We start from the raw sequence: 14,187 nt of genomic DNA, 5'->3' as shown, positions 1-14,187 counted from the left end.
TTGTGATGCTGACAATCTTGTTGACTATCAGTCTGACTGCACAAGCACCCACACGAATTGCTTGATTCAGTTGTTAAAGAGCGTTTGGTTAAGATCTTTCGTCTCAACCGAGGCGCGCATTCTACAGCAGCCTCATTTGCTGTCAAGTGATTCTTTTCAGAAGTTTTCGAAGAATTCTTCAACAACTTCAACCACTTGCGCTTCCGATCTCTCGTTAGCGGGAGGCGAATTCTACAGCGTTAATCGCTGCTGTCAACACCTCTTTTTCTCCGCTTTCGACCGAGAAGATCGAACCGTTAAAAGATCTACACATCACTGCTCTTTCAACTCCTTCCAGGCTTCGATAATCTGAAGCAAGCCACTGTCGAGAACCGCGTAACTCTTTGAATATCAAGGAGTTTTCCGTTTCGACTGCGCCGGAAGTGGGGCGAATTATAGACCTCTGGAATTTGCCGTCAACACCTATTTTCATATTTCTGTCATATCGGTCAAAAAGCCCCGAAAACGCGAAGGCCGACCTGAAAGGTCGGCCTTCTGCACATCCAGCTACTTATAAGCTAGGGAATGCGAACTGCGAAGCTTCATGGCTTGCACGCTGCGGCCAACGCTGGGTGATCGCCTTGCGACGAGTGTAGAAGCGCACGCCATCCGGACCATAGGCGTGCAGGTCGCCAAACAGCGAACGCTTCCAGCCGCCGAAGCTGTGATAAGCCACCGGCACCGGCAGCGGCACGTTGACGCCGACCATGCCGACTTCGATCTCGTCGCAGAACAGCCGCGCCGCTTCGCCGTCACGGGTGAAGATGCAGGTGCCGTTGCCGTATTCGTGATCATTGATCAGTTGCATCGCCTCTTCCAGGCTGTTCACCCGCACCACGCACAGCACCGGCCCGAAGATCTCTTCTTTATAGATGCGCATCTCAGGGGTGACGTTGTCGAACAGGCAGCCACCGAGGAAGAAGCCGTCTTCATGACCGGCGACGCTCAGACCGCGACCATCGACCACCAGGGTCGCGCCCGCCGCCACACCGTCATCCACATAACCGCTGACCTTGTCACGCGCCTGACCGGTAACCAACGGCCCCATGTCCAGACCGCACGAGGTACCCGCGCCGATTTTCAGCGCTTTGATCTGTGGAACCAGTTTCGCCACCAGCGCGTCCGCGACCTGATCGCCAACACACACGGCCACCGAGATGGCCATGCAGCGTTCGCCGCAGGAACCGTAAGCCGCGCCCATCAGTGCACTCACCGCATTGTCCAGATCGGCATCCGGCATCAGTACCGCGTGGTTCTTCGCGCCGCCCAGTGCCTGAACGCGTTTGCCGCGCTTGGTGCCTTCGGCGTAGATGTATTCGGCAATCGGTGTCGAACCGACGAAGCTCAGCGCTTTGACTTCCGGCGCTTCGATCAACGCGTCCACCGCTGTCTTGTCACCATGGACCACACTCATCACGCCTTTCGGCAATCCTGCTTCCAGCAGCAACTGGGCGATCAGCAGCGTCGAGCTTGGATCGCGCTCGGATGGCTTGAGGATGAAGCAGTTGCCGCAGACGATCGCCAGCGGGTACATCCACAGCGGGACCATGGCCGGGAAGTTAAACGGAGTGATGCCGGCAACAATCCCCAACGGCTGGAAGTCCGACCAGGCATCGATGTTCGGGCCGACGTTGCGGCTGTACTCGCCCTTGAGGATTTCCGGGGCGGCGCAGGCGAACTCGACGTTCTCGATACCGCGCTTCAATTCACCGGCGGCGTCTTCCAGGGTCTTGCCGTGCTCTTCGCTGATCAGTTGCGAGATGCGTGCTTCGTTCTGCTCCAGCAGCTGTTTGAAACGGAACATCACCTGGGCGCGCTTGGCTGGCGGCGTGTTGCGCCAGGCCGGGAACGCGGCCTTGGCGGCATCGATGGCTTTCTGAATGGTGGCCTGGCTGGCCAATGGCAGTTTATGGATCGCCTGGCCGGTAGACGGGTTGAACACATCCACCGCGCGACCGTTCTCGGTCACCAGTTCGCCATTGATCAAATGCGGGATAACACTCATCGAACACTCCTGAATTCTTGTGCGCAGACGCCCGCTACAGACACCTGCTAATTGCATAGCTATATAGAAGGAAAAATCAGTCGAGCTTGTTCAGCACTTCGCCGACCGCGTCGAACAGACGATCAAGGTCTTGCGGCTTGCTGTTGAAGGTTGGGCCGAACTGCAGGGTGTCGCCGCCGAAGCGTACGTAGAACCCGGCTTTCCACAAGGCCATGCCCGCTTCGAAAGGACGCACGATGGCATCACCGTCGCGCCCGGCAATCTGGATCGCGCCGGCCAGGCCGTAGTTGCGGATGTCGATGACGTTCTTCGAGCCTTTCAGGCCGTGCAGCGCGTTTTCGAAATGCGGCGCGACTTCGGCGACGCTCTGCACCAGGTTTTCCTTTTGCAGCAGGTCGAGTGCGGCAAGGCCAGCGGCACAGGCCACCGGGTGTGCCGAATAGGTGTAGCCGTGAGGGAATTCCACGGCGTATTCCGGCGTCGGCTGGTTCATGAAAGTCTGGTAGATCTCGGAGCTGGCAATCACCGCGCCCATCGGGATCGCACCGTTGGTGACTTGCTTGGCGATACACATCAGGTCCGGGGTTACGCCGAAGCTCTCGGCGCCGAACATCGAACCGGTGCGGCCGAAACCGGTGATCACTTCATCGAACACCAGCAGGATGTTGTGCTGATCGCAGATTTCGCGCAAACGCTTGAGGTAACCCTGTGGCGGAACCAGTACCCCGGCGGACCCTGCCATCGGTTCAACGAACACCGCAGCGATATTGGAAGCGTCGTGCAGCTCGATCAACTTCAGCAGATCATCGGCCAAAGCAATACCGCCCTGCTCCGGCATGCCGCGGGAAAACGCATTGCTCGCCAGCAGTGTGTGCGGCAGGTGATCGACATCCATCATCGCCTGACCGAACAGCTTGCGGTTGCCGTTGACGCCGCCGAGGCTGGTGCCGGCGATGTTCACGCCGTGGTAGCCACGGGCGCGGCCGATCATCTTGGTCTTGGTCGCCTGGCCTTTCAGGCGCCAGTAGGCACGGACCATTTTCACCGCAGTATCGGCGCACTCGGAACCAGAGTCGGTGAAGAACACGTGGTTCAGATTGCCCGGGGTCAGTTCAGTGATTTTCTCTGCCAACTGGAAAGACAACGGATGGCCGTACTGGAAACCCGGCGAGTAATCGAGAGTGCCCAGCTGTTTCGCAACGGCTTCCTGAATTTCCTTGCGGGTGTGCCCGGCGCCGCAGGTCCACAGACCGGACAGCGAGTCGTAGATCTTGCGGCCCTTGTCATCGAACAGCCAGCTGCCCTCAGCGCCGACGATCAGACGCGGGTCGCGCTGAAAGTTGCGGTTGGCGGTGTACGGCATCCAGTGCGCGTCCAGCTTCAGTTGACTGGCCAGTGGCGACGGCGCGTTTTCAGGCATGTTCATCGGGCAAAACCTCGCAGGGCATAAGCGTCAGGGAGATGGAAAGCGTTGTTGCAGCTAAATTGCCACGGCGATAAAGTCGGTGAAATCCAACTCTTCTAACCTTCAGTTAGATCATCGCTAAACAAAGAGAACAAAAAATGAGCAGCCGCCGCGCCGATCCACTGGCTCAGGTCAGTGACTTTGATATCCGTCTGCTGCGGATTTTTCGCAGCGTCGTGGAATGTGGCGGCTTCTCCGCAGCGGAAACCGTGCTCGGCATCGGGCGTTCGGCGATCAGCCAGCAGATGAGCGATCTGGAACAGCGCCTCGGCTTGCGCTTGTGTCAGCGTGGCCGGGCCGGATTTTCCCTGACCGAGGAAGGTCGTGAGGTGTATCAATCGGCACTACAGCTGTTGAGTGCACTGGAGAGTTTTCGCACCGAGGTCAACGGTCTGCACCAACACCTGCGCGGCGAGCTGATCATCGGCCTGACCGATAACCTCGTCACCCTGCCGCACATGCGCATCACCCATGCCCTCGCGCAGTTGAAGGAGCGCGGGCCGGACGTACAGATCCAGATCCGTATGATTGCACCGAACGAAGTTGAACAAGGTGTGCTCGACGGGCGCCTGCACGTTGGCGTGGTGCCGCAGGCCAGCGCCTTGTCAGGACTGGAATATCAGCCGTTATACAGCGAGCGTTCGCTGCTGTATTGCGCGGTGGGTCATCCGCTGTTTTATGTCGACGACAAGCAACTCGACGATCAACGCCTCGACAGTCAGGACGCGATTGCGCCGACCTTTCGTTTGCCGGCGGAGATTCAGGCGCATTATCAGGCGCTCAACTGCACCGCCAGTGCCTCTGACCGTGAGGGCATGGCATTTCTGATTCTGACCGGGCGCTACATCGGTTATCTGCCGGATCACTACGCCAGCCTTTGGGTGCAGCAGGGGCGTTTGCGTGCGCTCAAGGCCGGCACGCGTTTTTACGATTTGAGTCTGGCATCGGTCACGCGCAAGGGGCGGCGCCCTCATTTGGTGCTGGAAAGTTTCCTCGAGAGTCTGGCCGCGACGCGATAGATAAGCGCGCAGAGCCCAGCCCGGCAGGGCCTCATCGACAGAATCCAGGAATAACCTGAGCAAGTGGACAGGTTTTTGCAGTGAAGGGCTGACTCGTCCTTCAACAAGAAGCCAAAACCATGCAGCCAGATTCCGATTCGTCCAGTGAACTGATCTACGGCCTCAACGATCGCCCCAAACCACTCGCCGCCATTCTCGCCGCACTGCAACACGTGCTCGCCAGTTTCGTCGGCATCATCACCCCGCCACTGGTGATTGGTTCGGCGCTCGGGCTGACCGCGCATCTACCGTACCTGATCAGTATGGCGTTGATGGTCTCGGGCGTCGGCACCTTTATCCAGGCGCGACGACCGTTCGGCATCGGCGCGGGGATGATCTGTCTGCAAGGCACCAGTTTCGCGTTTCTCGGTGCGGTGCTGTCGGCCGGGTTTCTGGTCAAGCAGCGCGGCGGCAGCCCGGAAGATATCCTGGCGATGATTTTCGGCGTGTGCTTTTTCGGCGCAATCGTGCAGATCGTGCTCAGCCGTTTCATCGGTCAGTTGCGCCGAGTGGTCACACCGCTGGTGACCGGCATTGTCATCACGCTGATCGGCATCAGCCTGATCAAGGTCGGCATCACCGATCTGGGTGGCGGCTTCAACGCGCCGGACTTCGGCGCGCCGGGCAATCTGGCCTTGGGCGTGTTCGTGCTGCTGACGATCATTCTGCTCAACCGTTCGAACACGCCTTGGGTACGACTGTCGGCGATCATCATCGGACTGGTGCTAGGCAGTCTCGCTGCGTGGTTCAGCGGAAAATTAGTGCCACAGCCGTTGCCTGACTTGCCGCTGGTGAGTTTTCCTACGCCGTTCAAGTTCGGATTCAACTTCGACTGGACCGCTTTCCTGCCGGTCGCGCTGATTTATCTGATTAGCACCATCGAAACCGTCGGCGACCTCACCGCCAATTGCATGCTCGCCCGCCAACCGATCAGCGGCCCTTCTTATATAAGCCGCTTGCGCGGTGGCGTGCTCGGTGACGGCGTGAGCTGCATGATTGCGGCGACCTTCAGCGCTTTCCCCAACACAACGTTCGCGCAGAACAACGGCGTGATCCAATTGACCGGCGTTGCCAGCCGCTACGTCGGTCTGTACATCGGCGCGATCCTGTTCTGCCTCGGCCTGTTCCCGATGATCGGTGCGGTGCTGCAACAGATCCCGAAACCGGTGCTCGGCGGTGCGACGCTGGTGATGTTCGGCGCAGTGGCGGCGGCGGGCGTACGCATTCTCGCGCAGTCACCGCTGGACCGGCGCAGCATGTTGATCATCGCCACTTCGTTCGGCGTCGGCCTTGGCATCGCCGCGCAACCGAACCTGCTGCACCTGTTGCCGAAACTGGTGCAGAACCTGTTCGACTCGGCGATCACCAGCGGCGGGTTGACGGCAATCTTCCTTTGTCTGTTGTTGCCGGAAGGCAAAACCGCCGAGACAAAAAGCCCCGCGTCATTGAACAAGATCGAACAGGCGTAACTGTTTTTCCGCGCAAGGACTTGTCGGATGCCTGTGGGTGCGCTATCAACGCAACTGGTTGCACCCACAGACAATCCCGGAAGTGCCTATGACCTTTGAAGTCCCAGCCCACGGCGGCAAACCCGCCAGCCGCATTCGTCAGAAGAACGAAGAGACCATTCTCAAAGCCGCCGAAGACGAGTTCGCCCGTCACGGGTTCAAAGGCACCAGCATGAACACCATCGCGCAGAATGCCGGGCTGCCCAAGGCCAACCTGCATTACTACTTCACCAACAAGCTCGGTTTGTATGTGGCGGTGCTGAGCAACATCATCGAGTTGTGGGACAGCACCTTCAACACCCTCACTGCCGAGGATGACCCGGCCGAAGCGCTGACCCGCTACATCCGCGCGAAGATGGAATTCTCCCGGCGCCAGCCACAGGCTTCGCGAATCTTCGCCATGGAAGTGATCAGCGGCGGCGAATGCCTGAGCGAATATTTCAATCAGGATTACCGCACCTGGTTCACCGGGCGCGCGGCGGTGTTTCAGGCGTGGATCGATGCGGGCAAGATGGATCCGGTCGATCCGGTGCACCTGATCTTCCTGCTGTGGGGCAGCACCCAGCATTACGCCGACTTCGCCACGCAGATCTGCCGCGTCACCGGGCGCAGCAAGTTGACCAAGCAGGACATGGAAGACGCCGGCAACAACCTGATCCGCATCATTCTCAAAGGCTGCGGCCTCACTCCTTCTCTATAAGACGTTTATGCCTTTCACCCTCAGCGGTTTTTGCGAGTACCGCGAAGAGATTCGCAAAAGCCGCTTCATCACTCTGGCGACGCCGATCAGCAGCCCCGCCGACGCGCAGGCATTTTTCGAGCAGCACAGCGATTTGAATGCCACGCACAATTGCTGGGCGTGGAAACTCGGCGCGCAATACCGCAGCACTGACGACGGCGAACCTGGCGGCACCGCAGGGCGCCCTATTCTCGCGGCGATCGAAGCGCAGGACTGCGATCAGGTCGCGGTGCTGGTGATCCGCTGGTACGGCGGCATTCAACTGGGCACCGGCGGCCTGGCCCGGGCCTACGGCGGTGGCGCCAACAAGTGCCTGCAAGCGGCGGAAAAAATCGAGCTGATCAGCCGCGTGCCGCTCAGTTGCGCCTGCGGATTTGCCGAGTTGGCGCTGGTGAAGTTGCGCGTGGCGGATCTCGGTGGATTGGTGGTGGAGGAAAACTTCACGGCCAATGGGGTTGAGTTGAAATTGGCGGTAGGAGAAGCGCAGATCGAAGTGCTGCAAAGTCAGTTGGCGGATCTGAGCCGTGGGCGGATTTTGTTGCAGCGCTAATCCAAGATCAAAAGATCGCAGCCTTCGGCAGCTCCTACAGGGGGATCGCATTCCACCTGTAGGAGCTGCCGAAGGCTGCGATCTTTTTGGGGCATTACATGCATTCCATTTTCTGCCGACTTGCCCACATCGGCTGTGCACCCGACTGTGGATAACCTGAGCACACACCGCTGTAACCCTTCTGTCATGCGGCTTTGCGCGATTTGTTCACTTTTCGTTCAATTGATCCGACGAAACGAAAAATCGGCGTAAAAACAGATAGTTAACATCGTTTATCACCATTAGAAGAAAGCATCGCAGTGCTTATGCCCGACCTCGGCGCTTGCGCACAATTACTGTGGAACAACCTGTGGATAAGCCGTTCATGACCGTCGCTGTCGCTGGATCTGCCTAGGCCCCAAGTGATTGCTCGTTTTTTAACCAGCGTAGCGCGAGCAAAACTGGAGCCTGTTCAATAGCTTTGCGCTGAATTGGTGCTCGATAGAAAGACAAAACGCCCGCCGATGCGCTGCTGTCGGCACTTGCGGACTGGCTATGCAAGCGTTCCTGACTCAATGGCCAGGAAATTGCTTCATCCACAGGCACAACTCCAAGTCAGTCGAGCCTGTCATGTCCATCGCCCCTTCCCCGCCGCGCCTGCAACTGCGCCAGATCAGCAAACGCTACCCCGGTTGTCTGGCCAACGACGCCATCGACCTGAGCATCGCGCCGGGTGAGATCCATGCCCTGCTCGGTGAAAACGGCGCAGGCAAAAGTACGTTGATGAAAATCATCTACGGGGTTACCCAGTGCGACAGCGGTGAAATGCTCTGGCAGGGGCAGCGCGTGCAGATCCGCAACCCGGCACAGGCGCGGCAGTTGGGCATTGGCATGGTGTTCCAGCATTTCTCGCTGTTCGAAACCCTCAGCGTCGCGCAGAACATTGCCCTGGCGATGGGCGCGGCGGCCGGCACGCCGAAACAACTGGAGCCGAAGATTCGCGAAGTATCGCGGCGTTACGGCATGGCGCTGGAGCCGGAGCGACTTGTCCACAGCCTGTCGATCGGCGAGCGGCAGCGGGTGGAAATCATTCGTTGCCTGATGCAGGACATCCGCCTGCTGATTCTCGATGAGCCGACCTCGGTGCTGACCCCGCAAGAGGCTGACGAATTGTTCATCACCTTGCGACGCCTTGCCGACGAGGGCTGCAGCATTCTGTTTATCAGCCACAAGCTCGGTGAAGTGCGCGCCTTGTGCCATAGCGCCACGGTGCTGCGCGGCGGTCGGGTAGCCGGGCATTGCCTGCCGGCGCAATGTACGGATCAGCAACTGGCACAACTGATGGTCGGCGAAGCGGCGGGATTGATTGGCGAGTATCCGAAGGTCAGCGGTGGCGCGGCGTTTCTGCAGGTGCAGGGTTTGAGCTGGCACAACCCGGATCCGTTCGGTTGCTCGCTGACAGACATCGACCTGCAAGTGCGCAGCGGTGAAATCGTCGGCATCGCCGGGGTCGCGGGCAATGGTCAGGATGAGCTGCTCGCCCTGCTCAGTGGCGAACAAACCTTGCCCCGGGCGCAAGCGGCGACCCTGCGCTTCGCCGAGCGAAACGTCGCTGACCTGCGCCCGGACGCGCGGCGCAAACTCGGTCTGGCCTTCGTGCCGGCCGAACGCCTCGGCCACGGCGCGGTGCCGGAGTTGAGTCTGGCCGATAACGCCCTGCTCAGTGCTTTCCAGCAAGGACTGGTCAGCCACGGGTTGATCCAACGCGGCAAAGTCGAAACCCTCGCGCAGCAGATCATCCAGCGTTTCGGCGTGAAGACCCCGGACACGCAAACCGCTGCGCGCAGCTTGTCCGGCGGCAACTTGCAGAAATTCATCCTCGGCCGGGAAATTCTTCAGCAACCGAAACTGCTGATCGCCGCGCACCCGACCTGGGGCGTCGACGTCGGTGCCGCCGCCACCATCCATCGCGCCTTGATTGCCCTGCGCGATGCCGGCGCGGCGATTCTGGTGATTTCCGAAGACCTCGATGAGCTGTTCCAGATCAGCGATCGCCTTGGCGCGCTGTGCGGCGGGCGTCTGTCGGCACTGCAAGACACCGGCCTTACACAACTGAGCGATGTCGGCGCGTGGATGGCCGGCCAGTTCGATCACTCACCTGGCGCCGCCTCGGTTTAACGGAGTTCCAACCATGCTGCTTTCTCTCGAACCCCGTGGCCAGCAATCGCGCCTGATGCTGTGGTGCTCGCCGTTATTGGCGGCGGCCCTGACCCTCGGCTGCGGCTCGCTGTTATTCATCGCTCTGGGCCACGACCCACTGCAAACCTTGCACACGCTACTGATCGCGCCGGTCAGCGATTTGTATGGCGTGTCCGAATTGCTGGTCAAGGCGCTGCCGATTCTGCTCTGCGCACTCGGCCTGGCCGTGGCCTATCAGGCGCGGATCTGGAACATAGGCGCCGAAGGCCAACTTCTACTTGGCGCCTTGGCCGGCAGTGCTCTGGCAGTGAACGTTATCGACATGCAAAGTCGCTGGGCGCTGGTGCTGATTCTGCTGACTGGCACGCTGGCCGGCGCCGCATGGGCCGGGCTCACCGCATGGCTGCGCACGCGCTTCAATGCCAATGAAATCCTTACCAGCATCATGCTCAATTACATCGCGCTGAACCTGCTGCTGTTCTGCGTGCACGGGCCGTTGAAGGATCCGGCGGGCTTCAATTTTCCCGAGTCGGCGATGTTCGGCGACGCCAGTCGTTTGCCGCTGCTGCTGGAGGACGGCCGCGTGCATGCCGGCGTGTATTTCGCCCTGCTCGCGCTGGTTGCGGTGTGGGTGCTGTTGCAGAAAAGCTTCATCGGCTTCCAGATCAAAGTGCTCGGGCTGGACAAACGTGCGGCAGGTTTCGTCGGCTTTCGCGAGAAGCGCCTGATCTGGCTGGCGCTGTTGATCAGCGGTGCTCTGGCCGGACTCGCCGGAGTCTGCGAAGTGACCGGGCCGATCGGCCAACTGGTGCCGCAGGTGTCGCCGGGCTATGGCTACGCGGCGATCACCGTGGCGTTTCTGGGACGGTTGAATCCGCTCGGCATTCTGTTCTCCAGTCTGCTCATGGCGCTGCTGTACATCGGCGGCGAGAGCGCGCAGATGTCGCTCAATCTGCCGCAAGCGATCACCCAATTGTTCCAGGGCATGATGCTGTTTTTCCTGCTCGCCTGTGACGTGCTGATTCTCTATCGGCCACGCCTGAAACTGCGCTGGAGCCGGCGCGCCTCGACCCCTGCCGTAACCGCCGGAGCGCTGTGATGGATATCGATCTACTGAGCAATATTTTCTACGCCATGGTCCGCTGCGGCACGCCGCTGTTGCTGGTGGCATTGGGTGAGTTGATCTGCGAGAAAAGCGGCGTCCTCAACCTCGGCCAGGAAGGCATGATGCTGTTCGGTGCGGTGATCGGTTTTATCGTCGCGCTGAACAGCGGCAACCTGTGGCTGGGTGTGCTGTTGGCGATGTTAGCCGGGATGTTGTTGTCGTCACTGTTTGCCCTGGTCGCGCTGGTGTTCAACGCCAATCAGGTGGCCACCGGGTTGGCGCTGACGATCTTTGGTGTCGGACTTTCGACGTTTGTCGGCGCGGCATGGGTGGGTAAGCCGCTGGCGGGTTTCGAGCCTCTGGCGATTCCGTATCTGAGTGAGATCCCGCTGATCGGGCGGATGCTGTTTGCCCAGGATCTGCTGGTGTATCTATCGTTCGCGCTGTTTGCGCTGGTGGCGTGGGTGATCATCAAAAGTCGTGTCGGCCTGATCATTCAAGCGGTCGGTGAAAACCCGGATGCGGCCAGCGCGATGGGCTTGCCAGTGCTGACCGTGCGTACCTTGGCGGTGTTGTTCGGCGGAGCAATGGCCGGGCTGGCCGGGGCCTATCTGTCGCTGGCCTACACGCCGATGTGGGCGGAAAACATGACCGCCGGGCGCGGCTGGATTGCCCTGGCACTGGTGGTGTTTGCCAGTTGGCGGGTGTGGCGGTTGTTGCTCGGGGCGTATCTGTTTGGCCTCGCCAGCATCCTGCACCTGGTGGCACAGGGATTGGGACTGGCGATACCTTCGAGCCTGCTGGCGATGCTGCCGTATTTGGCGACGATCTTGGTGCTGGTGTTGCTGTCCCGCGATGCCGTACGCACTCGGTTGTATGCGCCGGTTTCGTTGGGGCAGCCGTGGCAATCGGGACATTAGTTGATGTCAGAGCGGGCCTCTTCGCGAGCAGGCTCGCTCCCACAGGGGATCTGAGTGAACGCGGGCATATGTGGGAGCGAGCCTGCTCGCGAAAGCGTCCGCACAGGCAACACTTGAACCACGCCTCATGATTGTTTCTGATTAAACACCCTCGAGAAACTCAAGAAGCCTGGAGTATGCTCCGGGGTCAAAGCCTGTTTTCGCCAAGCGCTGCAACTGTGGCGCGGTCAGGCGTGTCCATTGAATCCTGAATGCTGACTTTCAAGGAAACCCATCATGTCTCAGGCAAAAAACGCACTGATCATCGGCGCCTCCCGGGGCTTGGGCCTCGGTCTGGTGAAGACCCTGCTGGGCGATGGCTGGCAAGTGACCGCGACAGTGCGCAATCCGCAGAAGGCCGAGGCGCTGCAAGCGCTGGGTGACGTGCGCATCGAGAAGCTCGACATGGACGATCAGCAAGCGGTGATCGCTCTGAGCCAGAAGCTCAAGGGCGAAACCTTCGATCTGTTGTTCGTCAACGCCGGGGTCAAAGGCCCGGACGTGCAGACGCCCGGCGGCGCGACCCTGGCCGAGGTCGGGCAACTGTTTTTCACCAACGCGGTGGCGCCGATCAATCTGGCCCAGCGTTTCGTCGGGCAGATTCGCGACGGCAGCGGCGTGCTGGCGTTCATGAGTTCGGTACTCGGCAGCGTGACCATGCCCGACGCGCCGGAACTGGCGCTGTACAAGGCGAGCAAGGCGGCGCTGAATTCGATGACCAACAGTTTCGTCACGCAACTGGGCGAGCAGAAACTGACCGTACTTTCGCTGCACCCGGGCTGGGTGAAGACCGACATGGGCGGCGAAGGCGCCGATCTCGACGTCGAGACCAGCACCCGCGGGCTGATCGATCAGGTCAATGCGTTTACCGGCAAGGGCGGGCATCACTTCGTCAATTACAAGGGTGAAACCATTCCCTGGTAAGCACTGATAATCCCGATGTGGGAGCGAGCCTGCTCGCGAATACGATCTGTCAGGTAAATCTGTATCGACTGACATGACGCCTTCGCGAGCAGGCTCGCTCCCACAGGGGGATGATGGTGAATGGTCGGGTGGCGCTTGCCCGATGGGGCGATTTGTTTGAAACTGCGCGCCTCGTCCTTCGCGGCGACCCTGGATCAGCAGACAGGGCAACACTGAGCTGGCAACCCTGAACCCAACTTTCAGAGGAGCCGGCCACAATGCCTGCGACCCGTACCTGGTTAAAAAATCCCCTCGCCATTTTCACCTCCAACGAGCTTGATGCCCGTGGCGGCCTTGTCGTGCAAGACGGTGTCATCGTCGAAGTCCTCGCTGCCGGTCAGCAGCCGTCGGCGCCGTGCAATGAAGTGTTCGATGCCCGCGAGCATGTGATCCTGCCGGGCCTGATCAACACTCACCATCACTTCTATCAAACCCTGACCCGCGCCTGGGCGCCGGTGGTCAATCAGCCGCTGTTCCCGTGGCTGAAAACCCTGTACCCGGTATGGGCGCGGCTGACCCCGGAAAAACTCGCCCTCGCCACCAAAGTGGCGCTGGCCGAATTGCTGCTCTCGGGTTGCACCACGGCTGCCGACCATCACTATCTGTTCCCGGACGGTCTGGAAAACGCCATCGACGTGCAGGTCGAAACGGTGCGCGAACTGGGCATGCGCGCCATGCTCACACGCGGCTCGATGAGCCTTGGCGAGAAGGACGGCGGTCTGCCTCCACAACAAACGGTGCAGGAAGGTCAGGTGATTCTCGACGACAGCCAGCGGCTGATTCACGAGTATCACGAGCGTGGCGATGGCGCACAGATCCAGATCGCTCTGGCGCCATGCTCGCCATTCTCGGTGACCCCGGAAATCATGTCGGCCAGCGCTGATCTGGCGAACAAGCTCGATGTGCGTCTGCACACCCACCTCGCTGAAACTCTCGATGAAGAAGACTTCTGTCTGCAACGCTTCGGCCTGCGCACCGTCGATTATCTGGATAGCGTCGGCTGGCTCGGCCCGCGTACCTGGCTGGCCCACGGCATCCATTTCAACCCCGACGAAATCGCCCGCCTCGGCCAGGCCGGCACGGGCATCTGCCACTGCCCAAGCTCGAACATGCGCCTGGCGTCCGGCATCTGCCCGAGCATCGAGCTGACCGACGCCGGCGCGCTGTTCGGTCTTGGCGTCGACGGTTCGGCGTCCAACGATGCCTCGAACATGATCCTCGAAGCGCGTCAGGCTCTGTACATCCAGCGCCTGCGTTACGGCGCCGAAAAGATCACCCCGGAGCGCGTGCTGGGCTGGGCGACCAAGGGTTCGGCGAGCCTGCTCGGCCGCACTGACATCGGCGAAATCGCCGTGGGCAAACAGGCGGATCTGGCGTTGTTCAAGCTCAATGAACTGCGCTTCTCCGGTAGCCATGATCCGATTTCGGCGTTGCTGCTGTGCGGCGCCGATCGGGCGGATCGGGTGATGATCGGGGGCAAGTGGCGTGTGGTTGATGGGCAGGTCGAAGGGTTGGATCTGAAAGGTTTGATTGCCGATCACAGCCAGGCGGCTCGGCAGTTGATTGCCGGCACCTGAGTCACCGCCGTTCAAAACTGTGGGAGCGAGCCTGCTCGCGA

11 protein-coding genes are annotated in these 14,187 nt (G+C 60.2%); 9 read left to right on the top strand and 2 right to left on the bottom strand.

Translation table 11 applies throughout. The features are described 5' to 3' along the window. Positions 1-550: 550 nt before the first annotated feature. Entirely contained in the window at positions 551-2,044 is a 1,494-nt protein-coding gene (locus tag PSH90_RS03360) for a CoA-acylating methylmalonate-semialdehyde dehydrogenase (RefSeq protein WP_041479657.1), read from the bottom strand. A 76-nt stretch (positions 2,045-2,120) separates the two neighbouring features. Further along, entirely contained in the window at positions 2,121-3,470 is a 1,350-nt protein-coding gene (locus PSH90_RS03355; RefSeq protein ID WP_305382164.1) for an aspartate aminotransferase family protein, read from the bottom strand. A 137-nt stretch (positions 3,471-3,607) separates the two neighbouring features. On the opposite strand from PSH90_RS03355, the gene PSH90_RS03350 reads away from it, so the two are divergent. The 9 genes from PSH90_RS03350 to PSH90_RS03310 all read left to right on the top strand — a co-directional run bounded on the left by PSH90_RS03350 (position 3,608) and on the right by PSH90_RS03310 (position 14,146). After that, positions 3,608-4,528, top strand: coding sequence for a LysR family transcriptional regulator (locus PSH90_RS03350; RefSeq protein ID WP_056787796.1), 921 nt, complete (start codon positions 3,608-3,610; stop codon positions 4,526-4,528). A gap of 119 nt (positions 4,529-4,647) precedes the next feature. After that, positions 4,648-6,036 carry a uracil-xanthine permease family protein gene (locus tag PSH90_RS03345; protein WP_305382163.1) on the top strand — a complete coding sequence of 463 codons (1,389 nt, stop codon included), beginning with the start codon at positions 4,648-4,650 and terminating at the stop codon, positions 6,034-6,036. Between the two features lie 88 nt (positions 6,037-6,124). Beyond that, positions 6,125-6,775, top strand: coding sequence for a TetR/AcrR family transcriptional regulator (locus PSH90_RS03340; RefSeq protein ID WP_016771809.1), 651 nt, complete (start codon positions 6,125-6,127; stop codon positions 6,773-6,775). 7 nt (positions 6,776-6,782) lie between these two features. Beyond that, positions 6,783-7,364: a YigZ family protein gene (locus PSH90_RS03335; protein WP_125917571.1), complete on the top strand. Its 582-nt coding sequence runs from the start codon at positions 6,783-6,785 to the stop codon at positions 7,362-7,364. Positions 7,365-7,973: 609 nt separating this feature from the next. Further along, positions 7,974-9,521, top strand: a complete 1,548-nt coding sequence (locus PSH90_RS03330; protein WP_305382162.1) for an ABC transporter ATP-binding protein — start codon at positions 7,974-7,976, stop codon at positions 9,519-9,521. A gap of 13 nt (positions 9,522-9,534) precedes the next feature. Next, the gene (locus PSH90_RS03325; RefSeq protein WP_056787784.1) at positions 9,535-10,641 is read left to right on the top strand and encodes an ABC transporter permease; all 1,107 of its coding nucleotides are present in this window, start codon (positions 9,535-9,537) and stop codon (positions 10,639-10,641) included. Further along, entirely contained in the window at positions 10,641-11,567 is a 927-nt protein-coding gene (locus PSH90_RS03320; RefSeq protein WP_150638115.1) for an ABC transporter permease, read from the top strand. The genes PSH90_RS03325 and PSH90_RS03320 overlap by 1 nt, the downstream gene beginning before the upstream one ends. 276 nt (positions 11,568-11,843) lie before the next feature. Further along, positions 11,844-12,530: an SDR family oxidoreductase gene (locus PSH90_RS03315; protein ID WP_016771812.1), complete on the top strand. Its 687-nt coding sequence runs from the start codon at positions 11,844-11,846 to the stop codon at positions 12,528-12,530. Between the two features lie 257 nt (positions 12,531-12,787). Beyond that, positions 12,788-14,146 (top strand): 8-oxoguanine deaminase, encoded by a 1,359-nt coding sequence (locus PSH90_RS03310; protein ID WP_305382161.1) that lies wholly within the window; start codon positions 12,788-12,790, stop codon positions 14,144-14,146. Positions 14,147-14,187 lie beyond the last annotated feature (41 nt).

It is taken from the genome of Pseudomonas sp. FP1762 (assembly GCF_030687105.1).
Lineage (GTDB): Bacteria > Pseudomonadota > Gammaproteobacteria > Pseudomonadales > Pseudomonadaceae > Aquipseudomonas > Aquipseudomonas siliginis.
This window is presented reverse-complemented; position numbering and strand designations above follow the sequence as displayed.

Bases quoted from the DNA above. Each gene is read 5' to 3' on its own strand.
- PSH90_RS03320 (WP_150638115.1), top strand. From the start codon at position 10,641: ATGGATATCGATCTACTGAGCAATATTTTCTACGCCATGGTCCGCTGC.
- PSH90_RS03345 (WP_305382163.1), top strand. From the start codon at position 4,648: ATGCAGCCAGATTCCGATTCGTCCAGTGAACTGATCTACGGCCTCAAC.
- PSH90_RS03355 (WP_305382164.1), bottom strand. From the start codon at position 3,470: ATGAACATGCCTGAAAACGCGCCGTCGCCACTGGCCAGTCAACTGAAG.
- PSH90_RS03335 (WP_125917571.1), top strand. From the start codon at position 6,783: ATGCCTTTCACCCTCAGCGGTTTTTGCGAGTACCGCGAAGAGATTCGC.
- PSH90_RS03315 (WP_016771812.1), top strand. From the start codon at position 11,844: ATGTCTCAGGCAAAAAACGCACTGATCATCGGCGCCTCCCGGGGCTTG.
- PSH90_RS03340 (WP_016771809.1), top strand. From the start codon at position 6,125: ATGACCTTTGAAGTCCCAGCCCACGGCGGCAAACCCGCCAGCCGCATT.
- PSH90_RS03360 (WP_041479657.1), bottom strand. From the start codon at position 2,044: ATGAGTGTTATCCCGCATTTGATCAATGGCGAACTGGTGACCGAGAAC.
- PSH90_RS03350 (WP_056787796.1), top strand. From the start codon at position 3,608: ATGAGCAGCCGCCGCGCCGATCCACTGGCTCAGGTCAGTGACTTTGAT.
- PSH90_RS03330 (WP_305382162.1), top strand. From the start codon at position 7,974: ATGTCCATCGCCCCTTCCCCGCCGCGCCTGCAACTGCGCCAGATCAGC.
- PSH90_RS03325 (WP_056787784.1), top strand. From the start codon at position 9,535: ATGCTGCTTTCTCTCGAACCCCGTGGCCAGCAATCGCGCCTGATGCTG.
- PSH90_RS03310 (WP_305382161.1), top strand. From the start codon at position 12,788: ATGCCTGCGACCCGTACCTGGTTAAAAAATCCCCTCGCCATTTTCACC.